Source organism: Mucilaginibacter sp. P5_A4 (genome assembly GCF_056400605.1).
Genome location: NZ_JBFUKX010000012.1, coordinates 91,674 through 114,664, shown reverse-complemented (window position 1 = coordinate 114,664; position 22,991 = coordinate 91,674). Strand labels below are relative to the sequence as shown.

The window sequence follows — 22,991 nt, the reverse complement described above, 5'->3', positions numbered from 1 at the left end:
CACGGTTAAATCTATAAATTTTATTTTGCTTATCATACCCCTGAATTTTCACTGCACCATCATATAATTTATTACCCCATAGTTATTTGTCAATAGGCGTAACCCTAAACCAGTCAAAATCAGCATAGCCCGAATCATTGATTTGTGTACCGCGCGTGCAGAATATGCCAACCTTCGCGCCTATCCATCGCCCCACTTCTGCCTGGAACGTTTCGCCTGCATTAATGAACGTTTGCCCGTCGGTACTATAGCTAAAATCGCACTTTGCCCCGGTACTTACCTTTACGCGCAGCCACACAGCAGGCTTATCCAGTTTAGTAATGGTTTTCTCTTCTTCGGCGTTGCCTTTATCTGCATCTTTGCAATAATCAAACACCAGGTATACGCCATCTTTTTTATTTTTAACCGCTATGCTGGCATAGCTGAAACCCATGATGGTTAAACCAGCTTTCTCTTCCAGTTTAATATTGGGCGTGAAGGTCATTTTGGTTGTAGCCTCAAACTCGCCGGCCATAAATTTCTGCAGCAGTACATTACCGGCTCCCCAAAGGTTTTTAGCACCGTCAGGCATCTTATCCGAATAAAGCCTTAGCGCACCTTTGCCCGGGTTCAGATAATACCAGGTGGCTCGTGCGTTAGCCATCCACTGCCACTGCAGGCCGAGGGTGTTGCCGTTAAACTCATCGCTTTCAAACGGTGTTTCAACAGGGTAAGTTTTACCAACATTTGGCTTTTTGTAAACCAGTACAGGTTCGCCTTTACCATCGCCATCTTTATCTGTACCTATCACCGGCCAGTTATTTTTCCAAACCATAGGCTGCAGGTGTACCACGCGGCCGTATTGTTCTTTATCCTGAAAGTGCAGGAACCAGTCTTCACCGGTTTGTGTAGTTATCCAGGCACCCTGATGCGGGCCATTAACGGTTGTTTTACCTTGGTCCATCACTACTTTACGCTCGTAGGGGCCATAAATGTTGTTTGACCTTAATACCAGCTGCCATCCGGTAGGTACCCCACCCGCCGGTGCAAAAATGTAGTAATAACCATTCCGCTTGTAAAATTTAGGCCCCTCAATGGTTGGGTCGGTTTCGTGGCCATCATAAACTATTACGCCGGCATCAGTTACTTTGGTGCCATCCGCATTCAGCTTATTTACCGCGATAACACTTTTAATACCGGCACGGCTGCCGGCAAAGCCATGCACCAGGTACATCTGCCCGTCATCATCCACCAGCGGGCAGGGGTCAATCAAACCTTTGCCCGCGTAAACCATTACGGGGTTACTCCAGGGCCCGGCCGCGTTTTTGGATTTTATAAGGTAAATGCCATAATCAGGATCAGGATAATACAGGTAAAACTCACCTTTGTAATAACGTAGTGCAGGAGCCCAAACGCCATCACCGTGACGGGGAATATCGAAATGATCAAAAGGTGGCTGGCGCACCAGGGCGTGGCCAATGATGCTCCAGTTCACCAGATCTTTTGAATGTAATATGGGCAACCCCGGTATATCCTCAAAACTGGATGAAACAAGATAAAAGTCATCGCCTACACGTATCGCGTCCGGATCTGAATAATCGGCATTCAGCACCGGGTTTTTATAGGTACCATCGCCCTGGTCGGCGACCCATACTTTAGATATATAGTTACTTTTTGCTACAGGTTTTACCTGTGCGTTAGCAAAAGGTACAGTGGCAGCAAAAGCCAGTATGCAAATGGTGTTTTTCATAATTATTTTGATTCCGGGTCCCAGTTATCACTGCCGCCAAGGATGTTCTTAATTGTATATTGTTTTGCTTCCTGATCTGTTAGCTGGTGCGACCACTGTACGCGGGCTTTAGGGTTAGCGCCCGGTCCGGTGTTTTTATATTCGGCATAATAGGCTGTCTTTTCCTTATCCGGGAACATGCTGTCGCCTTTCCACGGGTCCCAGCCCTGGGGAATGATGTGAGCGCCCATCTCGGTGTTAAGAAATACCGTTTTGGCGTATGATCTCCAGGGCCTGCCCAGGTATTCCTTGTTTACCGATTCATCGGCAATCAGCTTACAGTTCATCAGCACATAACCATATTTTTGCAAGGAAGTAGTGGCCGCTGCCGTGATATAGGAGTTAACCAGGCTTTTAATAATGCAGCGCTGGAAAACAACGGTAGCCTCGCCAAACAGGAAATCTGTAGTGCCTTCAATATAACAATCCTGAAATAACTCACGCGATGTGGCAGTAGCAGTATACAGTGTATCCTGGTTGCCCAGCAGCTTACAGTTACGCACAATGCAGCGGTCGCCTTCTACATGCAGCGCTACGGCTTGTCCCACCCGGCCGGCCGAATTGATAATGGTGAGGTTTTCTGCCGTAAAATTATTGCCGGCAACCAGTACTGTGTAAGAGGTGTAAGTTGAAAATTTATCCCTTCCAAAGGCATCTTTACCACCAGGTACGGGTTTGCCCGAATAATCATCATTGGTGATAATGGTATTTTCCTTATCCTCACCAATAAGTGAGATATGTGTTTTCCACGATGGTATTACCAGCTTTTCGTGATAAGTACCTTTTTTGATGTGGATAGGTACCTGTATAGCGCCCAGATCACGAACCGCGTTTACCGCTTCCTGTATGGATTTAAAATCGCCACTACCATCCTGCGCCACGGTTATTTCTTTATAAACCTTAGTAACAGGCTGCGCCTGGCAAACAGCAACTGCCGCCAACAGTAACAAGCTAAGTATGATCTTTTTCATATTATGTTATTTTTCCCCCTTCAACCATTCAATTTCGGTAGCTGCGAGTATAAAAGCGCCAACACCTTTGGCATCATTGGTAATTACCTTTTCACTCAGGTAATAAGCGTAGCTGCCATCACGGTAAGGCTTACCGCCCAGGCCGCCTACCTGAACAGTGCCATCCAACACCATAAGGCCCTTGTTGTCGGTACGGATAAATTTTTTAATAATACCTGCATACCCTTTCCGTGCCACAGGCATATAGCTTGCGGGCAGATATTTTTGACGTACAGCCTTAGCCAGCGTATACACAAACATACATGATACAGACGCTTCCTGGTAATTACCTTTTTCAGCGCCTTTGTCCAGCACTTCGTACCAAAGTCCGGTAGGTTTATCCTGCCATCGCTCCACTGCCACGGCATAACGCTGCAGGATGCCCAGCAGTTCCTTGCGCCTGGGATGATCAGCCGGAAATTGATCCAATGCATCAACCAGCGCCATGCCGTACCAGCCCATAGCCCGCCCCCAAAAGTTTGGTGAACGGCCGGTTTGCGGATCCGCCCAGCGTTCTTTCTTTGATGCGTCCCAGGCATGGTACAGCAATCCTGTTTTTTCATCCCGCGAATGTTTTTCCATTAATATGAACTGGCGGGCGATATCATTAAAAGCTGTATCCTCGCGAAAAGTGGCCGCATATTCGGCGTAAAACGGCTCGGCCATGTACAGGCCGTCCAGCCACATTTGGTTCGGGTAACGTTTTTTATGCCAAAAACCACCATCGAATGTACGGGGCTGTGTACGCAATTGTTCGCGCAATGTTTGCACGGCTTTCAGGTACTTATCCTCGTGTGTTTGCTGGTACAACATCAGCACATTGCGGCCGCAAAGGATAAAATCGAGGTTATGATCGGACAGATTATACGTACGGATACTGCCGTCTGGCTGCACGAATTTATCCATACAGTGTTTTATAAAATCGAAATATTGCTTGTCGCCGGTTTGATGCCAGATATTTTCAAATCCCTTCAATATAACACCCTGGTCATAAGTCCATTTGCTGCCTGTTGGCAGGCTGTCTTTCCAGATAGTCATCACCGTGTGGGCCATTTGCTGTGAATATGGCCTGGCTGATTGTGCACTGACCGCTTGAACTGTTAACAATATAAAACCAAGTATTTGCAGGCGTAAAAAGCTTTTCATCATGGTGTTTATTTAAATATTTTAGTTAGAAACTGATCAATGTTGTTTACCATAGGGTTAAACCAGGGCTGATATAAACAAAAAGTGTGTGGCGTATCTTTAAAATTATCAATTTGTACATATACGCCTTTCTTATCCATCATCTCTTTAAATACATCACGACCGGCATGCATTCTGTCAACCGCGCTATTCAGGAACAGAAAAGGGAGTTTATTACGTTCGGCATAAGTAAGGGGGCTGGCCGCTGTCCAGATATCAAGCTTTTCGCTACGTTTATAGCCTAACCACATCGTTGAGGCCGCAACCGTTTGCTGATTTTGAGTTTCCCAGGCGTCGGGCGACACAAATGTGAGCGTGCCATCAATATCGATCACGGCCTGTACCGAACTTGAATAACCTTTGTTAGAATCCAGCGCATCGAATTTATCTGAACCTGAAGTCATTCCTACCAATGCGGCCAGCTGCCCGCCAGCCGAAAAGCCCAAAACAGCGATCTTATTTGTATTGATATTAAATCTTTTCGCGTTAGCGTGCAACCATTGTATTGCCGATTTGATATCATTCACCGCCGCCGGATAAAGCGCTTCGGTAGACAGGCGATATTCTACCGTAAAGCTGGCATAACCCAGAGCCGCCAAATGTTGCGCCAGCGGAACATGCTGCGCACGGTTACCCGAACGCCAGCCGCCGCCATGTACGATAATGACTGCGGGCGTAGGCTTTTTCTTAGCTGCTGATGGCGTAAAGGCATCAATATGCAGCTCACGGCTGTCCACTTTGCCATAAACCAGGTTCCTGACTTCAGTTACTGTTTTTGAAGGGCTATCGGGAACGATCTTAATGAAAGGGTATTTCTTTACATTATTTTTAAAATCGCGGGTAATGTTAAAAGAGGTATCCGGGGTAGCGGTTAGCCATTCCTTGGATTGCGCCGAAACTTTTGTAAATGCAAGCAGACCTAAAGCTAAGCTCAATAGCAGGATTTTGTTTTTCATGATGCTACCTGGTTAATCCCTGATCAGATCCTACTACACGGCTGTTAATTTCTGGTGACAGCCTGCGCAAGTCTGCCAGTACAATCTCGGCCATTTTGCGGGCACCCAATTCATTGAAATGGGTATCGTCTTTTTTCCCGTCAGGGTAATTTGGATTTTCGCCGGGTTGCAGGTGATTGTATAGCCATTTAGACCCTTCAGGGCCAAAGCGCTGTACCAGTGCCATGCTTTCCTGGTCAAGATCTATCAATTGCACACGCTTCTCTGTAGCTACATCGCGTATAATCCGGGCGTAACGGGCATGGGTATCCGCTACTGTGCCTGTGCTGTCAAAACTACGTCGTGTTACCGGGGTGATCAGTACAGGTATTGCTTTCTTGCTCCGGGTTTGATCAATATAGAGGATCAAATTATTTTTGAATTCAGTTTCTGTAGTAGCTGATTTTTTGGTAGGCACCTCATCGTTATGACCAAATTGTATCAGCACATAATCCTCTGCATTCAAATTATCGGTGATCTGCTTCCAAAGGCCGTCAGTGATGAAAGTACGGGTGCTGCGGCCATTTTGGGCCTTGTTGACTACGACCACGGTTGAGTCGAAAAAAAATTTGAAACTCATGCCCCATCCGGTTTCGGGATATGCATTTACCTTTTTATCAGCCATTGTTGAATCGCCTGCTAAAAAAATGGTTAACTTTTTTTTAGGTGGAATAAAGCTTAATGCTATGCCGCCCAGCATCATAATTGCCAGGCTAAACCGATAGATTTTACTTTGACGCGGTTTTTTCATGGTGATGTTATAGTTATTTGGTTAGCAGTTTTTCGGGGATGATGTTCATTTCAATCAGCCACATTTCGCATAATTTAGTCCATAACTCAGTCGACCCAGGATTATTGCGCACCGCTATGGCATGTGCGCCTTGCGGAAATGCGTGAAAACTTACCGGCACGTTGTTTTGCAATAGTGACTGGTAAAACATCAGGCTGTTCATTGGGTTTACTGCTTTATCATTAACGGCATCGGCAATAAAGCATGGGGGCGTGGTGCTGCTTACGTTAAGTTGGGCCGAAAAATGCTTCTTCAGATCTTCAGTAGGGTTAGGCCCCAATAAATTTTTAACACTACCCGCATGTGCATAAGACGTACTGAGGTCGATCACCGGCGAAATGAGAATAGCAAAATTCGGACTGAATGAAACATGGTCGAGGCTATCCTTAATTGCACTAACGTCGGTGGTTTGGGTAATTGTGGTAGCAGCAAGATGCCCACCTGACGATGTACCCATTATGCCGATCTTATCGGGATTGATGCCCCATTTTGCTGCATTGGCCCTGATGTGGCGAATGGCTCGCTGTGCATCCATCAACGGACCGATTTCACGTTGCTTCAAGTCTGGAGAGTTAGGGAGGCGGTAGTTAAGTACAAATGCCGAAACGCCCATGGTGTTGAACCATTTAGCCAGCTGCAACCCACTGATCACGTAGGCAAGCCGCTCATAACCGCCGCCTGGGCAAATAACCACTGCGGCACCCTTGTTTTCCTGTTTCCCGGGAAAGAACGCGTACACTCCCGGCAGCATTACCCTGTAGATGCGTTCATTAGCTACGCTGTCAGTAAGCCGCAGGTTTTTGGAGTTTGGGATGTGACCATGCGGCCATATCTCCATAAAGTTTTGTGCCTGTGTACGGGTTGAAAAGATCACTAGTGCCAGTACGATCAATTTGAAAAGCAAATGTTTCATCATTTATCCTGCCGGTTTATTTTGTCGTTGTTAATGCAGATTTATCCGCTCCATAATTAAATTCTGCCACCTGGCCGGCCGAACTGATATCTGTGTGCAATAAATCAACCTGACCCATATACTTGCCATTGATACTCAACAGCAGATCAGGTTTTGCCGCCGATGCAAGGTTATCGATCCTGATTTTGTTACTGTTTTCTATATGAACCAACGGTCGGGTGGTTTTGCATTGCAGCATTACTTTGGTCAGGCTAACGTTGCTGGCATCAATTATTTCGGCACCGTGATCGGCCTTGATCGAAATATTTTCCAGGTGGATGCCCCTGATGCTCATTTCAGGCAGGCCACGGATGAGCATGGCCCGGTTGGCACCATCGCAAACTACATTATTAATATAAAAATTGCGGAATTGAGGAGTTCCGGCGTCAACAGGTGGCTTTTCTTCATCACCGCCGGTTTGGGCCAATGAAGGTGCCTTAGTAAAATAATACATATCAAACAGGATCGCATCGTGCACAATATTGCGCATGGAAATATTACGGATATAAATATTTTCAACCACGCCGCCACGCCCTCTTACAGTTTTAAAACGCAAGCCGTTGTCGGTGCCAAAAAAACTGCAGTCTGAAACGAAAATATCATGTGCACCTCCTGACATTTCGCTGCCGATCACGAAGCCACCGTGGGCGCTGTATACCACATTGTTTTGGATCAAAATGTTTTGACAAGGTTTGCCAACTTTCCTGCCTTCTTCATCTTTTCCCGATTTTATACAGATCCCGTCATCTCCGGCATCAATAGTGCAATTAACCACCCGCACATTTGAACAGGATTCAATATCCATACCATCTCCGTTCTGCGCATTTGACGCGTTGCGGACATGCACGCCATCAAATGTCAAATCTTCACATTGCAGTGTATGAAGGCACCACGCTGCAGAGTTTTGAAAAGTTGTACCCTGCAGCAGCACCTTTTTACAATTACTGAATACGATGAGGTTAGGGCGGAAAAAATCTTTTATCTCCTGGTAATCGTCCGGTTTTTTGCCGGTTTGTATATAGCCTGCGTTCCGGGTGCGGGCACCTTTAGCATAGCTGGCCGAAGGGTACCAGGTACGGCCGTCATCGCTAAGCTCACCGCCCGAAGCAATGAGTGCTTTCCAATCGCGGTCGGTAATATTGTCTTTACCCATTGCGCGCCAAACCTCTCCGTGTCCGTCAACAATACCCTCGCCGGTAATGGCGATGCTCTGCAGATCCTTACCTGAGATCGGAGACTGATTTCGGATGGACTTATGTCCTTCAAAGTTCCCTTCAATAAGGGCGAAACTGCTTTTGTCAGATGTAAATTGTAATACCGCAGCCTGGCTGAGATGAAGATTAACATTATTTTTCATCACAACAGGGCCGGTTAACCAAAATCCGGGAGGGATGAGCACAACACCGCCACCATGCTCGCTACATGCGTTGATAGCAGCGTTGATACTTTGTGTATTAAGCGTGAACCCGCCTGCTTTGGCACCAAATTTTTCAATGTTAAAAGTATCGGTTTTAAAGGATGGTAATTCGGAGGTAGGCAGATGTTGCCAGGAATAAACGGCGGTGTTTTTTTGCCCGCTCGCTTCTAAGCATAAGCAAAATAATAAAATTGCTAATAAGTTCAGTTTTTTAAGATGCATGTTATTTTAGGTATACGTCATCCGCAAATAGCCGGTCCATATAGGATAGAGAAAAAGTCCTTTTCAGAGAAACAGCTCTATAATTGGTTGAAACAAACATATTAACATAACCCTATCCGGAGGTTTAAAAATTGGTCTAAAATGTTCAATAATTGAAGCTTCTTTGCAATAAATCCAATTTGTTTTGTGTTTGTTTGATCTATTCTAGATGGTTACAGTAAATGGCAGGTGATGCTTTTAATCCCGATCAGTTTAATCCGAAAGCCTGGGCCAGGCAAGCCAAAGCCGCTGGCATGAAATACGCCGTGTTAACAACCAAGCAGCACGAGGGTTTTTGCTTATTTGATAGTAAATATACCGATTATAAAGCCACCAATACCGCCGCAAAACGAGACCTGGTAAAGGAATATGTGGACGCTTTCAGGGCCGAGGGTTTAAAGGTTGGATTTTACTATTCACTGCTTGATTGGCATAACCCCGACTATGCAATTGATAACTGGCATCCCCTTAAGCCGGCAACAGGCGGCGATACGGCTTTCAACAGGCTAAATAAAAAACGTGATATGGCAAAATACAGGCAGTATTTATGCAATCAGTTACTGAGCTGCTTACCAACTATGGTAAAATAGATATATTATGGTTTGATTTCTCCGACGGAACAAAGGTAGTTCATGGCAAGGGCAAAGGTGATTGGGGACCTGTTGAATTACTTAAACTGGTCAAAAAGCTGCAACCCGGTATTTTAATTAACAACCGTTTAGGATTGGAAGAGTACAAAGACGGAGCAGATTTTGTAACGCCGGAGCAGGTAAGTGCAAGTGAATTAGTGAAGTACAAAAACCAGTTATGGGAAACCTGTCAAACATTCTCAGGATCATGGGGATATTTCAGGGACGAGAATACCTGGAAAACAAACCGGCAGCTGCTTGATTTAATAATTACATCGGTAAGCAATGGTGGAAATCTTATTTTAAATGTAGGGCCAACAGCCCGTGGTGAATTTGATTATCGGGCTACTAAAGCAATGGATAGTTTAGCCCTGTGGATGCATGCAAACAATAAGGCTATTTATGGTTGCACATCGGCACCCGAGGTGTTCAAAGCTCCGGCGGATACCAAACTCACTTACAATGCGGCTGCAAAAAAACTATATGTACATTTATACAAATATCCGTCAGATAGTGTTTTATCGCTGCCCGGTTATAAGGATAAAGTGAAATACGCGCAGTTTTTGCATGATAACTCCGAACTGCTATGCAAACAATCGGGGAGTAACCCCGACGACCTGGAATTAAAGGTTCCAGCAAAAAAACCTTTAATGGAAATACCAATGATAGAACTGTTTCTTGAGTAAATCCGTTTATCGGAAATGATTATTGAGTGAGATTCGGGCGTTGTTGACCCCAAGGACTTACTTATATAAGGTCTTAGGGACTTATAGCGTAAACATATCAATTTCTGATTTAGTTAATAAATTACTCTCGTGTTGTAAGGAATTTGAAAAACCACCTATTTCAATCAATTCTTCCACAAAACGGTTCGGATTCTGCTCCATCATCCACACCAAATGCTTCTCATGAAAATGTGGTGTGTTTTTTGTTTGGTGACAAAACAGTGCGCATATTTGGACAACAGCAACAAGCGGAAACATCTACTTGTAATTTCCATAAATTGCCATCATGAAAAAAATAAAATTTTCTGAATCAGATTTGCCGGCGCCTTCAATGGCCGGACTTGAGCAGGAAAGAAAGATCTTGTTGGAACTGGGAAATGATATTACCCGGGTTCGGGACAAGAATGATCTTATCGTGCTTTTTAAAAAAAGGATCAAAGGGTTATTCTACTTTACCCATACCATTGTTACCCTGATTGACTATAAGGACGAAACATACGTCCCTTTTCTGCTGGACAATGAAGGGTCTCCGATCCGATCGCATCCAAGATACCAGGAAATGGTGAAGTCTCATTTTTCACTGAACGAGCCCTTTATCCAGTCGGTATTGGGGGTAGAAGAACCGGTATCTTTTCTGCTGGAAGATATCATGGACAAGCCGCAAAGCCCCGCTTTTCTCCGCGTTAATTACGAAGAAGGCGTAAGAGAAATTTTAATGACGCGGCTTATGAAAGAAGGAAAGCCCTTGGGCTTTATTCATATTTATTCAGATAAACCAGGTAGTTTTAGCAACGAATTTAGGAGCATTATTAAAGGCATTATACCCCAGTTGTCGAGCGCCGTATCCAATATTATTAAAAATGAGGAGCTGCTTGATAAGGAAAAAGAAAAATCATTCCTTCTTGACTTTAGCAGCGATATCGTAACCGTAAGGACGAAGGAAGAGCTTGCCCGCGCCGTCCGCACCGCATTAGGCAAGTTAAATCCACCGGGTGGCTTTGTCATTCGCCGGATCAATGAAGATCAGACGACAATGAGCCCCTATGTGTACGATCTTCAAAAGGCGCAAGATCCCAAAATAGTGAGTGCGCTTGAGAAAGCCCGGTATCCCGTCAATGACGGACTTCAAAATCGTGTATTACATAGCTCAATTCCTTTATTATTTAACATAGACAGGGAAATACACCGCGGGATCACCTCAGCTTATTTACAATATTGGAAGCAGATGGGGTTTAAGGACATTGTAGGTATCCGGTTGCGTAACGGGGAAACAAACCTTGGAATTTTATTCCTCGACATCGGGGAGATCAATGTTCAGCTGTTGCAAGGTATTTGCGCACAAATATCCATCGCTATGGCTAATATTCTGGCTCATGAGCAAATCAATAAAAAACAGGAAGAACAGGCCTTTCTGCTAAATTTCAGCAATGATATTACACAGTCACGAACGAAGCTGGATCTGCAGAATGCTATTTTCAGGGTGTTGGATAAAACAATGCATACAAAGCTCGCCATGCTGCGGGTAATTGATGATGACGGCTTTCACCTGACCCCATTTATGTATGACAGTACGTTGTTTGACAAAGCCCAAACCTATTACGATAAAAGCCTGGCCAACCGGGTCACCATTGAAGAAACCTACACGGCGCAGGTGCTTGCAAGTGAGGATGGATTGGTGTTTAATGTGGAAGAAGAATTAAAAACTGGTAATACATACGCAAAGTTGTGGCAAACAACCGGACTAAAAAATATGTACGCCCTGCCGTTACGAGTGGGCGATAAAAATATAGGCACCATCTGGCTGCTGGCCAACCGGCTGAGCCCGCTGCTACTGAAAGGGATATGTGCTCAAATATCTGTTGCTGTTGCCAATATACAGGCTAACGAAAAATTGCTGGCCTACAAAAAGCAGTTGGAAGTAGAAAATGATTATCTGAAAGAGCAGATCAAAACCATTTACAACTTCTCGGAAATAATTGGCAGTGGCGACCAAATGCAAAAAGTGTATCGCTTGATGTCATTGGTAGCTGATTCCAATACCACCGTGCTGGTATCTGGCGAAACCGGCACCGGAAAGGAACTAATCGCAAGAGGTATTCACAATGCGTCGCCGCGCGGAGACAAACTGATGGTAAAAGTTAATTGCGCTGCATTGCCGGCAAATCTTATCGAAAGCGAATTGTTTGGTCATGAAAGGGGGGCTTTTACAGGGGCCATCGACCGGCGCATAGGTAAATTTGAACTGGCAAACAATAGTACGCTGTTCCTTGATGAAGTTGGCGAACTGCCACTTGATGCACAAGCTAAGCTGTTGCGCGTAATACAAGAGCGCGAACTGGAACGAATTGGAGGTAAACAAACCATAAAGATAGATGTAAGGCTGATTGTAGCAACCAACCGCAACCTGGAAGAAGAGGTAAAGGCGAACCGCTTTCGCCCGGATCTGTATTTTCGGCTAAATGTATTTCCTATCAACCTGCCCCCTCTTCGTGACAGGCCGGAGGACATTGAACCGCTTGCTCATTTTTTTATACAGAAACACAGTAGAAGTACCGGCCGCAAGATCAGGAAAATTGCGCCAAATGTAATACAGCAATTACGCAGCTATACCTGGCCGGGTAATGTGCGGGAATTGGAGCATTTACTGGAGCGCAGCATATTATTAACAACCGACGGTATATTGCAAGATGTATATATTCCCAGGAATATGAATACCGAAAAGCAAGACGAGGTGCATCTCTTAAACCGGTCGCTGGAGGAAGTTGAACGTAGTCATATTATTGAAGCATTGAAACGATGTGCCGGCAAAATTTCAGGTGCAGGCGGTGCTGCTGAAATTTTGAAAATTCCCGGAAATACTTTACACTCCAAAATGAAAAAGTTAGGCATTGGCAAGAGCGATTATTTTGCCTGATAAATTCTTAGAAGCTGTTTAAATTTGATTTATTAAGTGTTCCATTTGAGCGCAGTGGAACACCCCGAACGCTTTGGAACGCATTGTGGCTGATTATCAACAACTTAAGCTTTTTAAAAATCAACAAAGACCGGAACGCTTATGCGACTGATAATCAACATTATAAACCTGAATATTAACTTTTGATTAAAATCAAGCTAACGGACTGTAGTTCGATATCTGAATTTATCTCGCGCAAAGACGCAAAGTGATTTACTTCTTTTTTCTTTGCTAGTTAATTTCTATATAGTATTCCTGTCTTCACTATAAATAAACTTTTTTGAAGAAAAATCAATTTATATCGGGATATATAGAGCCGGATTAATTAGAAACTTATCATCCGCCGATCTCAGAAATCCGGCAAATTTTAACCTCAATTTAAGAGGCTGTCTAAAAATAAAAAAACAGGCTGTCATTGCGAGTAACCACCAGCCGAGCTGGAAGAAATAGTAATGACATGTATGGGTACCACAATCACCTCGTGATCGTCATTGCGAGGAGGTACGACGAAGCAATCCCCAAAATACAGAGCGGATTTGCACAGCTACTCTGTAAATCGGGGATTGCTTCGTTCCTCGCAATGACGGGTTTATGTGTGGAAAATACATATTGATAATCAATAGCTTACAATCATGTCATTATAAGGCACGAAGCAATCCCAAATTATGCGGATCGGATTTGCAAAGCTTCTCTGTAAGGCGGGGATTGCTTCGTGCCGCAATGACGCGTGGATATGTGCTTCATTAGAGGTATAAAAATATTAATAAATCAAATTTAGACAGCCTCTTAGAATTCCCTAATTTCTTCCCTTTATATAGTGAGATATATAGTGATTTCACTGAATATAGTGAAAAATATAGTGGTCTATATTTGTTATATTGTTGATTATCAATGATTTGTGTTGTTTGGCATTGGCTTTGCCTTTTTGATAACAAATCATTAAAAAACAACATTATGAAAATCGTAGTCATTGGAGGCACTGGCCTCATCGGATCCAAAGTAGTAACAAAACTTCGCCAGCAGGGGCACCAGGTTATCGCTGCCTCTCCTGACACAGGTATCAACACCATCACAGGAGCGGGACTGGCTGAGGCCATGAACGATACCGATGTTGTTGTAGACCTGGCAAATTCTCCGTCTTTTGAAGACAAGGCTGTCCTGGAATTCTTTCAGACTGCCGGCCGCAATTTACTGGCCGCAGAAATTAATGCCGGTGTAAAACATCATGTGGCGCTTTCCATTGTTGGGGTCGACATCATGCAAAACATTGGTTACATGCGGGCAAAAAAAGCTCAGGAAGACCTTATCAAGCAATCGGGAGTGCCTTATACTATTATCCGGAGCACCCAGTTTTTAGAGTTCCTGGCAGGTATCGCCAACCAGGCTACTAATGAAAACGAAGTACATCTTTCCGATGTTCTGTTCCAGCCGATTGCTGCAGAAGATGTAGCCTCCTTTGTAGCTAAATACGCTCTGGCGGCCCCTATTAATGGCGAAACAGAAATAGCCGGTCCCGAACGCTTTGCCTTGTACGAAATAGTGGCCCGGTATCTGCAGTATACAAAAGATCCGCGCCAGGTATTATCTGACGGCAAACCATCGTACTTTGGCGGAGGAATTAGCCATACAGCATTGGTGCCGGCCGGGCAGGCGGAGCTGGGAGCCATTAACTTTGAAAAATGGTGGAGCAACCAGCTGCAAAAGGCCTGATGGTAGCGATCTGCCACCTGTTGAAACGAAGATGACGGGTGGCAGCTTGCCGGGGCGGTTGTAACGGGAATGCACTTTCCACCAGTTCGTGCACCAGGATATCCCTACGCCGGCGTATTATCCTTACGAAAACCGGTCAACAACACGGCAAGTCAGCAGGTAGCAGATCGAACTTCTGGTTTTTTGACAACAAATTGTCTTCCAGCTGGTCCGGGTGATAGGACCAGCTGTTACTGAAAGAAAAATAAATTATTCATTAACAATGTAAATATCATGAATCTCTTCTTTTTATATCCCCACGGTAAAAATCTGAAAGATCAATCAGATAAATACGCTATAGCTATTAACGAACCTCTGCACAATATGAATGAAGGTGGTGAGTTTTTAGACGATGCTATCCGCATGAAAGATATGCCATTAATCTATAGCGAAAAACGCGTTGCTGCCGGCAACCCGATAAACTTATTTTAACTGCCCGGCAAATATTCAACCCCATTATTATGCACAAAAAATTGAGCCATGCAAGTTTATAATATCGAAATCAAAAATGCGCTTCCCATATTAACGGATCTGGTCGAATCTATCAGGAACTTTAATGATTCTCAAAATATTTACCTGAGCCGGACATATGATAGCAGCACACCTGAGCCGGGAACCCTTAAAAAGGCATTTGGAATTAAAGAGGCTAAACTCCCCGAATTTTTAACCAATTTAGGTGTCCGTAGTGTAACTTTAAGTTCTCCGTACGCTGAAGATGCACTTTCCAAATGCGCCTTTGATGTTGGAGAGGGCGGTAACAAAAGCAACAGATGGGCTGAAATTAAAAGCGAAAAACTAATTGCTGATCTTTCAGAACTGTTTCAGGCTTGTCGCACGATCGCTTTTGACGACTGGATAAATGTGGCAAACTCCTCGGACTTATGGGACGGTTTGCTTTCAGATGTTATTCGGCCTTTACAGAAAAATGATTTAGATTTTATTTTTTATCTCGGAGATCCTGCTAAAAAGTTATTCTTCCAGGTAGATGAGATTCTCGACATTATAAGTGAATTTTCAAAACATGGTCGGGTGACATTTTGCCTGGACGAAAGTGAGGCTGTTAAATTATGGATGGTTCTGAATGGCGAACGTCCAGACTATACATTGAACGCTTTTGCAGTAAGCGATTTAAAAAGGAAATACTTTTCCATATTTAAAACGATGACAGTGGACCAGTTGTTAATTTATTCTGTAAATGACGCCCTGGTATATTCCGAAGATCAACAATTCGTATTGACACGAAAGATAGTAGATTATAACATTGAGATTGCAAAGGATGCAAGAGACAATTTCATTGCCGGCTTTACCATCGGTTTAATATTGCAGCTTGACATCAGGTATTGCATTGCTTTGGGATTAATTGTTTTTGGCTCACATGGAGAAAACAATTCAAATCCTGATAAAGATGACCTGCTTGCTTACATTGAAAAGTGGATTATTGATCTTAATAAGGATGATGCAATAAGTCTTTATCAATAATAACCAGCAAAGCATATTAATACTATCTGATAACGCGTAGCAGGAGGGAGAATCGGATAGTTTAACAACATGCAATTTTCCGTAGACCAGTTATAAACAGGTTCGGGATTTGTACAATAACCGACACCCAATTTTAAAAGCAGTCTAAACGACTGCTCTTTTTGTTTAACCGGGTACCCTAAGAATGAATCGGCGAAGAAAACGTCAATATTTCTACAAATTTCGTCGAATGCTTGCAACATATCTGTTTCAATGATTTATTTAACATTACGCTAACATCACATCTTTACCTTTGGCCAAAACACTGAATTTGGCATGTATCCTGCACTTACCGATGAAGCGTTAATGAGTCTTTTGAAACAAAATGACCATTTGGCCCTTGAAATTCTTTTTTCCCGTCATTACAAATCCCTGTGTCAGTTTTGTACTGTATACACCAGGGATTATACGGTAGCCGAAGAAATTATCGCCAACCTTTTTATGAAGCTCTGGGATAACCGCCATGATGCTTTAATTCTGAATGTAAAAAGCTACCTTTTTGCATCGGCAAAAAACCTGTCACTCAACCATATTCAAAAAAAGAAAGCCCCGGTTGATTTTATGGAAGATTTAGAGATGGGGCAGGATGTTATCCATGACAGGGATACGCCATTTAAGATCCTTTCGGGCCGTGAATCCTATAACGGGATACTGACAGTAATAGATACCCTGCCAGCCAGCCAGCGGCAGGTATTGCTAATGAGCCGTATTGATAACCTGGATAAACAGGAAATTTCACGCATCCTTGGTATTTCGGTGCGTACTGTAGAAACCACCTTATATCAATCTATCAAAAAACTTCGCCTGCTTTTAAAAGGCTACCACAATTCCGCTTCCGGGAGTTAATGATTTCTTAATATAATGTTAACCAATATGGCTACGTAAGCCGGGCAATAAATCTGTCTTTGATATCAGAGACAGATAATGGAAGATAAAAGTTACCAGTTAATAATTGATTATTTTGAAAAAACCATCAGCGATGATGGTTTGACGCAATTACAGGAATGGATTGAAATAAGCCCGGATAACCTGGCGCAGTTCAGCGAAACCATACAGATCCTTGAAGCATCCAAATCATACTTTAAGCAAACAGAGCACCCTGGAAAAATGTGGGCAAAAATTAATGCCCACATTAGTCCGCAGGAAAGCCTGGAGCCGGTACCTGTTCAAAAGCGCAGGTGGCTGGTCTATGCAGCAGCTTGCTTCCTGGTTTGTACATCGGGCTGGCTAATTTATAAGAACCTGAACAATAAGCCGGCTTTAACTGCCGAATACGAAGTGATCAGCAACGCCGATGGCAAACACACTAAGTTTTTGTTGCCCGATAGTTCAACCGTATACCTTGGCGGGGGAAGCAAATTGAAGTACGCCAAAAACTTCACAGGTAAAACACGGGCTGTTTACCTGGACGGTGAAGCTTTTTTTGATGTGGTACACCAGGCAAAACCGTTTACGGTAAAAAGCGGGCAGATCACTACGGTAGTTTTGGGCACCTCATTTAATGTAAAGGCTTATGCTGCCGAAAATAAGGTGGCGGTTACGGTAAAAACCGGCAAAGTAGGCGTAATGGCCGATGTGCGCGGAAAATCACAAGTGGTAAAATACCTGCTTCCGAATGAACAGATTAGTATTAACACGGTAAGCGGGCTGTATACATTTAATACAACCGATGCCCGCGCAGTAAACTCCTGGATAAATAATGATTTTATTTTTTACGATACAAGCCTGAAAGAGATAGCAGCATCCATGGAACATTATTACGGGGTGCAGATAGAATTTACCGAACCCGATCTTGGTAAGGTAAGGCTGACAGCCAAGTTCAAAAATGTTTCATTAAAACAGGCCATGGAAAACCTTTGTGCGCTATCGGGGCTGGCCTATACCCAAAAAGGAGCGCACGTATTTATTTCAAACAACAATCAAAAAGGAGGAAAGATTATGAAATAGTATTACCCCATAATGGTAAGGTAAGCCCGGAATTGCTGGTAACAATCCCAGGCTAAAAAATAGAATTTAAACTCACGATTAAACAAGTATAAATTAAGTAAATATATGAAAAAGTTATGGTTATTAACCATGCTGTTCCTGTTGCATATGCCTTTTGGCTTTGTCGGCGTCAAGGCACAAACAGTAAATAATAAAAAGATCTCCTTTGGCACAGATGGCATCACACTTAAGGATGCTTTTCAACAGGTAGAAAAGCTAAGCGATATTTCTATCAGTTATAATAACAACTTATTGGACGACAAGCGCATTGTAAAAATCAGCAAGGCCGAACGTTCATTAGAAGAAACCATTACTTTGCTGTTAAAAGGCACTGCCTGTACCTTTAAACAGGCCGGAGACAGAAGCATCCTGATTATTGCGAAAGCAAAGGATAAAGGCAAAATAACAGGTAAAATATTTGACGAAAAAGGCGAGCCGCTTCCGGGTGCTTCAGTCAAAATTCCGGTTGCAGGTATCAGCGCAGCTTCCCTTGGCGATGGTTCCTTTACACTGAACGTTGCCGAAGGTACGTATACCGTTGAGGTAAGTTTTCTTTCTTATCAAACTCAAAAAACAGCTAACGTTTTGGTTAACGCCAATAGCGTTACTAACTTAAACATTTCACTTAAACCCGCATCCAACAGCCTCAATGAAGTTGTTGTAACGGCGCTGGGTATTAAGCGCGACGAAAAGGCTTTGGGATATGCGGCAACCGTTGTAAAAGGCGAACAGCTTACCAGCGCGTTATCCGGCAACTGGACAGATGCCTTATCGGGCAAGGTAGCGGGTTTAAACCTCATCCGTTCAAACAGTGGGCCTGCGGGATCAAACAAAATTATTTTACGGGGAGAAAATAACCTTACCGGAGATAATGAAGCGCTGATTGTGGTTGACGGTGTGGTTATTAACCAGGGCAGCGGGAGGCGGACATCCAATTCGGGCGAATCTGCTTACGGCACCAGCAGCGATAATATGCCGGCAGATTACGGCAGCAATGTAAACGACCTTAACCCCGAAGATATTGAGAATGTAACCGTATTGAAAGGCCCCGGTGCAGCGGCATTGTATGGCCAGCGTGGTGCAAATGGTGCTATTATCATAACCACAAAATCCGGTACAAAACGGAATGGCCTGGGTATCACCTTTAATTCCAATGCATCTATCGAGCGTGTGAACCGCTGGCCGGATATGCAGTATGAATATGGCCAGGGTACTGCCGGGTCGCGGTATTATTCTTTCGGTGCCGGGCCGGATGGCGCCAGTACCAGTGCAACCAGTTCGGCTTACGGCCCTAAATTTGACGGGCAGGAGTTTTACCAGCTTGATCCCGTAACCCAAAAGCAATCAACGGTAAGAACGCCCTGGGTTCCCTACAAAAATCAAAGCCGCAATTTTTTTGATGTAGGCCAAACCTTTACCAATTCCATCAGCGTGGATGGTGGCACAGATAAAACAAGTGCCCGTTTTTCGGCAACCAATGTAACCAATCACTGGATCACCCCCAATACCGGCTACACCCGCAACAGCATAGCATTATCTGTTAATTCAAAGATAAATGATAAACTAACCATCAGCTCCAAAGTAAATTACAACAATAAAAACAGCGATAATTTACCGGGCGCGGGCTATGGCAACCAGTCATTAATGTACTGGTATATTTTTTGGCAGCCCAGCGCAGATTTGAACTGGCTGAAGAATTACTGGAAAATCGGGCAGGTAGACAAAGCCATATATTATCCGTTCAGCTCGTTCCCCGAAAATCCTTATGCTATATCGTACGAGTTTATCAATAAATCAAACCGCAACTCGGTTACCGGCAACATCCAGGCAGAATACAGCATTACCAAAGAGCTAAGCCTGCAGGTGAGGGCGACGCTGGATATGGGTTACGAGCAACGTGCGCAGCAGCGCCCCTATGACGCTGGTACCAAATACCCTAAAGGATCATACCGTACCCAAAACATTTACTCGGAAGAAGCGGGCGGCGATTTCCTGTTGAAGTATAACAAAAAGATAAGCCGGGACCTTACTATTACGGCAACCGGCGGCGGTAGCATGCTCCGCAATAATTACAACAGGGACGAGGTTCGTGCAGATTCCCTGGTATATCCCGGCGTTTATTCGATGTCAAACAATGCGGGTGCATTGGTTACAGCACCGTTTAAATCAAAATATGCAATCAACAGTTTTTACGGCTTGATATCTACCAGCTTTAAAGACTATTTGTACCTTGACCTTACCGCGCGGCAGGATTGGGTAAGTACACTGGCCACCGCAAACCGGACGGATCAGGTTGGTTTCTTTTATCCATCAGCGAGTTTAAGTTTTATAGCCTCGGAGGCATTTAAACTGCCACAGGGTATTGATTATGCCAAACTGAGGGCATCGCTTGCGGGTGTGGGCAGCGGTACAACAACTCCGTATCAAACTACCTTTAATTATGTTACGGCAGGCAGTAATTATGCCGGCGGTTTACAAAATCCGGGCACCCTTTCTAACCCCGAACTGAAACCATTACGGACAACAACGCTGGAACTTGGCGCCGAAATGCGCTTTTTTAAAAGCCGTTTAGGGTTTGACCTCGCCGTTTATACCGGCAGTACCAAAAATCAGATCCTAAAACGGACAATAGACCAGTCCTCTGGATACAGCAAGGCGGTTATTAACGTGGGCAATGTAAACAATAAAGGTTTGGAGCTATCGTTAAACGGCGCGCCGGTACGTAAACCAGGCGGGTTCAGCTGGACTGTTAACGCGACCTTTACGGCCAATAAAAACACCATAAAGGAACTGGCAGATAGCTCGGTGGTACTTCGCACCGGACCAACCGGCGGCGGGCAGATTGTAGCCAGGGTTGGCGGCAGCATGGGCGATATGTATGGCAGGGGATATTTACGGGCGCCTGACGGACAGATTGTTTATGACCCAAAAACAGGCTTCGCAAAATTATCTAATGAACTGGTTTACCTGGGCAACACCATGCCAAAATGGAAAACCAGCCTGGGGCACGATTTTAAGTACCACCAGTTTGGTTTACACCTGTTATTTGATGCGCAGGTTGGCGGTGTTTCTTACTCATTATCCAACTACAAACTGGCCGAGCAGGGCAAAACAACCAACACGCTTCCGGGCAGGTACAATGGTATCATCGGTAAAGGGGTTATCCAGAATGCCGACGGCACCTATCGTCCCAATGATGTTATCGCCTCTGATGTTGACGGCTATTACCGCTCTCATTATGGTATTGATAACGCCGAGGGTAACACATTCTCCACCAACTTTATCAAATTCCGCGAGGCCAGGCTCGATTTTACACTGGGTTCGCGTACCACCAAACGGCTTGGCCTGCAGCGCGCCACGGTAGGTGTTTACGGCCGCGACCTCTACATCTGGACCAAATGGCCAATTTTCGACCCCGAATTTGGTACGCTGAGTGACAGTGATATTGTGCAGGGTTTCGAGGTTGCCCAGTTTCCCTCTACCCGCACATTTGGTTTTAACATAGTTATTGGTATTTAATAATTGATGAAATGAAAAAGAGTTTAAAGACGGTATCAATACTGCTGTTATGCACGCTGATACTATCAGCCTGTAAAAAAGGATTTGTTGACCTGAATACTGACCCGAATGGAACACCGAACGCCCTGCCGCAGCAATTATTAGCGCCGGCACTGGTTAATACGGTAAGCATGAATATGCTGCGCAGCCGCAACTTCAACAACGAGCTGATGCAGGTTACTGTAGACCCCGGAGATGGCGAGGGCAAGGTTTTCAGGTATGATATTAAACGCACCTGGGCCGATAATACCTGGAATGGCTGGTATACCCAGTTAACCAATTTTAAGGACATTTATACCGTGGCCAGCCAGCCGCTTACCTATAACAAAACCTATATGGGTATCTCGCTCATCTGCCAGTCATGGCTATATTCCCTGCTGACAGATACCTATGGCGATGTGCCTTATTTTGACTCCAACAAGGGTAAGGAGGGTAATTTTACCCCAAAGTTTGATAAGCAAAAAGATATTTACCTGGATATTTTTAAAAAGCTGGAAGCAGCCGATACCTTGCTGAACGGGGCTGCGAACATTTTAGGCGGCAGCGACCCGGTTTATAAAGGCAATGCCTTAAAATGGCGGCAATTTGGTAACAGCCTGTACCTGCGCTTATTATTAAGGCTTTCGGGCAAGGCGGATGTTTCTGCCGCCTGTATTGCCAAAATCAAAGAAATGGTAGATACAAACCCCTCGGCCTATCCCATTATGGCAAGCAATGATGATGCAGCTGTATTGCGCTGGACGGGTGTAGGGGCCATAACCTCGCCATTTATAGGAGGGGTACGGGAGCAGGATTGGCGTGCTTTAGGTATTGCCGAATTTTTTATCAATAACCTGAACCGGTGGGCCGATCCGAGGCTGCTTACTAATCCTAATCGCTGGTCAATTGCTACCTACCAGGGAAGTTATGTGGGCATTCCAAGCGGGTACGCGCCGGGGCAGGGTGTGCCTAACCGGTCATACTTCCTGTCTACCACGTCGGCAACAACGCTGATGAGCGAGCCATTGATGGGCAACATCATGAACTATTCCGAACTGCAGTTTATCCTGGCAGAAGCATCGGCCAAAGGCTGGATTGCCGGCAATGCGAAAACCTATTACAATAACGGGGTCCTATCGGGCATTACCTTTTGGGTGCCAACTTTTACCACACCTATAGATACTTATTTAACCGGCGCGGATATGGCCTGGGACGATACCGCGACGCTGGACAATAAAATGGAGATGATCCATCTGCAAAAATATTATTCGATGTTTTATACCGACTTCGAGCAATGGTTTGAATACCGCCGTACCGGCCACCCCGTATTACCTAAAGGCAACGGGCTGGTTAACAATGGTATTATGCCTGCGCGTTTAACCTATCCTGTTTACGTGCAATCGGCCAACCCGGATAATTACAAAGCGGCGGTTGCCGGCCAGGGTGCCGACGAGATCAGCACACAGGTTTGGTGGCAGAAACCATAATAATTAAATGATAATCCAGATCTCCATAA

At 44.5% G+C, this 22,991-nt stretch carries 16 protein-coding genes and 1 pseudogene; 9 read left to right on the top strand and 8 right to left on the bottom strand.

Features of this window, described 5'->3' with window-relative positions; all coding sequences use genetic code 11:
- Positions 1-82 precede the first annotated feature (82 nt).
- Genes AC1DQW_RS10000 through AC1DQW_RS09970 form a run of 7 tightly spaced genes read right to left on the bottom strand, consistent with a single transcriptional unit; the run spans position 83 to position 8,339 of the window.
- Positions 83-1,729 (bottom strand): glycoside hydrolase family 43 protein, encoded by a 1,647-nt coding sequence (locus AC1DQW_RS10000; protein WP_477453950.1) that lies wholly within the window; start codon positions 1,727-1,729, stop codon positions 83-85.
- Between the two features lie 2 nt (positions 1,730-1,731).
- Positions 1,732-2,739 (bottom strand): pectinesterase family protein, encoded by a 1,008-nt coding sequence (locus tag AC1DQW_RS09995; RefSeq protein ID WP_477453949.1) that lies wholly within the window; start codon positions 2,737-2,739, stop codon positions 1,732-1,734.
- Positions 2,740-2,745: 6 nt separating this feature from the next.
- Positions 2,746-3,927 carry a glycoside hydrolase family 88/105 protein gene (locus tag AC1DQW_RS09990; protein WP_477453948.1) on the bottom strand — a complete coding sequence of 394 codons (1,182 nt, stop codon included), beginning with the start codon at positions 3,925-3,927 and terminating at the stop codon, positions 2,746-2,748.
- 5 nt (positions 3,928-3,932) lie between these two features.
- Positions 3,933-4,919, bottom strand: coding sequence for an alpha/beta hydrolase fold domain-containing protein (locus AC1DQW_RS09985; RefSeq protein WP_477453947.1), 987 nt, complete (start codon positions 4,917-4,919; stop codon positions 3,933-3,935).
- A 4-nt stretch (positions 4,920-4,923) separates the two neighbouring features.
- On the bottom strand, positions 4,924-5,709 hold the full coding sequence (locus AC1DQW_RS09980; protein ID WP_477453946.1) for a rhamnogalacturonan acetylesterase: 786 nt from the start codon (positions 5,707-5,709) through the stop codon (positions 4,924-4,926).
- Between the two features lie 13 nt (positions 5,710-5,722).
- The gene (locus tag AC1DQW_RS09975; RefSeq protein WP_477453945.1) at positions 5,723-6,664 is read right to left on the bottom strand and encodes an alpha/beta hydrolase; all 942 of its coding nucleotides are present in this window, start codon (positions 6,662-6,664) and stop codon (positions 5,723-5,725) included.
- Between the two features lie 13 nt (positions 6,665-6,677).
- Complete coding sequence (locus AC1DQW_RS09970) at positions 6,678-8,339, bottom strand: glycoside hydrolase family 28 protein (protein WP_477453944.1); 1,662 nt, start codon at positions 8,337-8,339, stop codon at positions 6,678-6,680.
- Between the two features lie 221 nt (positions 8,340-8,560).
- On the opposite strand from AC1DQW_RS09970, the pseudogene AC1DQW_RS09965 reads away from it, so the two are divergent.
- A pseudogene (locus AC1DQW_RS09965) lies at positions 8,561-9,693 on the top strand (alpha-L-fucosidase).
- A gap of 81 nt (positions 9,694-9,774) precedes the next feature.
- On the opposite strand, the gene AC1DQW_RS09960 reads toward AC1DQW_RS09965, so the two are convergent.
- Positions 9,775-9,990 (bottom strand): hypothetical protein, encoded by a 216-nt coding sequence (locus AC1DQW_RS09960; protein WP_477453943.1) that lies wholly within the window; start codon positions 9,988-9,990, stop codon positions 9,775-9,777.
- Between the two features lie 28 nt (positions 9,991-10,018).
- Between AC1DQW_RS09960 and AC1DQW_RS09955 the strand changes: the two genes are divergently transcribed.
- From AC1DQW_RS09955 to AC1DQW_RS09920, 8 genes are all read left to right on the top strand, one after another.
- On the top strand, positions 10,019-12,646 hold the full coding sequence (locus AC1DQW_RS09955) for a sigma-54-dependent Fis family transcriptional regulator (RefSeq protein ID WP_477453942.1): 2,628 nt from the start codon (positions 10,019-10,021) through the stop codon (positions 12,644-12,646).
- A gap of 993 nt (positions 12,647-13,639) precedes the next feature.
- Positions 13,640-14,395, top strand: a complete 756-nt coding sequence (locus AC1DQW_RS09950) for an SDR family oxidoreductase (RefSeq protein ID WP_477453941.1) — start codon at positions 13,640-13,642, stop codon at positions 14,393-14,395.
- A gap of 273 nt (positions 14,396-14,668) precedes the next feature.
- Positions 14,669-14,866 (top strand): hypothetical protein, encoded by a 198-nt coding sequence (locus AC1DQW_RS09945; RefSeq protein WP_477453940.1) that lies wholly within the window; start codon positions 14,669-14,671, stop codon positions 14,864-14,866.
- A 48-nt stretch (positions 14,867-14,914) separates the two neighbouring features.
- A complete protein-coding gene (locus AC1DQW_RS09940; RefSeq protein ID WP_477453939.1) occupies positions 14,915-15,913 on the top strand; it encodes a hypothetical protein in 999 nt (332 codons plus the stop codon).
- A gap of 315 nt (positions 15,914-16,228) precedes the next feature.
- Positions 16,229-16,798 carry an RNA polymerase sigma factor gene (locus AC1DQW_RS09935; RefSeq protein WP_477453938.1) on the top strand — a complete coding sequence of 190 codons (570 nt, stop codon included), beginning with the start codon at positions 16,229-16,231 and terminating at the stop codon, positions 16,796-16,798.
- A 78-nt stretch (positions 16,799-16,876) separates the two neighbouring features.
- The gene (locus tag AC1DQW_RS09930) at positions 16,877-17,899 is read left to right on the top strand and encodes a FecR family protein (protein WP_477453937.1); all 1,023 of its coding nucleotides are present in this window, start codon (positions 16,877-16,879) and stop codon (positions 17,897-17,899) included.
- A gap of 105 nt (positions 17,900-18,004) precedes the next feature.
- Positions 18,005-21,457, top strand: a complete 3,453-nt coding sequence (locus AC1DQW_RS09925; RefSeq protein ID WP_477453936.1) for a SusC/RagA family TonB-linked outer membrane protein — start codon at positions 18,005-18,007, stop codon at positions 21,455-21,457.
- Between the two features lie 11 nt (positions 21,458-21,468).
- Entirely contained in the window at positions 21,469-22,962 is a 1,494-nt protein-coding gene (locus tag AC1DQW_RS09920) for a SusD/RagB family nutrient-binding outer membrane lipoprotein (protein ID WP_477453935.1), read from the top strand.
- Positions 22,963-22,991: the final 29 nt, after the last annotated feature.

Bases quoted from the DNA above. Each gene is read 5' to 3' on its own strand.
- AC1DQW_RS09940 (WP_477453939.1), top strand. From the start codon at position 14,915: ATGCAAGTTTATAATATCGAAATCAAAAATGCGCTTCCCATATTAACG.
- AC1DQW_RS09955 (WP_477453942.1), top strand. From the start codon at position 10,019: ATGAAAAAAATAAAATTTTCTGAATCAGATTTGCCGGCGCCTTCAATG.
- AC1DQW_RS10000 (WP_477453950.1), bottom strand. From the start codon at position 1,729: ATGAAAAACACCATTTGCATACTGGCTTTTGCTGCCACTGTACCTTTT.
- AC1DQW_RS09930 (WP_477453937.1), top strand. From the start codon at position 16,877: ATGGAAGATAAAAGTTACCAGTTAATAATTGATTATTTTGAAAAAACC.
- AC1DQW_RS09935 (WP_477453938.1), top strand. From the start codon at position 16,229: ATGTATCCTGCACTTACCGATGAAGCGTTAATGAGTCTTTTGAAACAA.
- AC1DQW_RS09950 (WP_477453941.1), top strand. From the start codon at position 13,640: ATGAAAATCGTAGTCATTGGAGGCACTGGCCTCATCGGATCCAAAGTA.
- AC1DQW_RS09925 (WP_477453936.1), top strand. From the start codon at position 18,005: ATGAAAAAGTTATGGTTATTAACCATGCTGTTCCTGTTGCATATGCCT.
- AC1DQW_RS09990 (WP_477453948.1), bottom strand. From the start codon at position 3,927: ATGATGAAAAGCTTTTTACGCCTGCAAATACTTGGTTTTATATTGTTA.
- AC1DQW_RS09970 (WP_477453944.1), bottom strand. From the start codon at position 8,339: ATGCATCTTAAAAAACTGAACTTATTAGCAATTTTATTATTTTGCTTA.
- AC1DQW_RS09920 (WP_477453935.1), top strand. From the start codon at position 21,469: ATGAAAAAGAGTTTAAAGACGGTATCAATACTGCTGTTATGCACGCTG.
- AC1DQW_RS09995 (WP_477453949.1), bottom strand. From the start codon at position 2,739: ATGAAAAAGATCATACTTAGCTTGTTACTGTTGGCGGCAGTTGCTGTT.
- AC1DQW_RS09975 (WP_477453945.1), bottom strand. From the start codon at position 6,664: ATGATGAAACATTTGCTTTTCAAATTGATCGTACTGGCACTAGTGATC.
- AC1DQW_RS09980 (WP_477453946.1), bottom strand. From the start codon at position 5,709: ATGAAAAAACCGCGTCAAAGTAAAATCTATCGGTTTAGCCTGGCAATT.
- AC1DQW_RS09960 (WP_477453943.1), bottom strand. From the start codon at position 9,990: ATGTTTCCGCTTGTTGCTGTTGTCCAAATATGCGCACTGTTTTGTCAC.
- AC1DQW_RS09985 (WP_477453947.1), bottom strand. From the start codon at position 4,919: ATGAAAAACAAAATCCTGCTATTGAGCTTAGCTTTAGGTCTGCTTGCA.
- AC1DQW_RS09945 (WP_477453940.1), top strand. From the start codon at position 14,669: ATGAATCTCTTCTTTTTATATCCCCACGGTAAAAATCTGAAAGATCAA.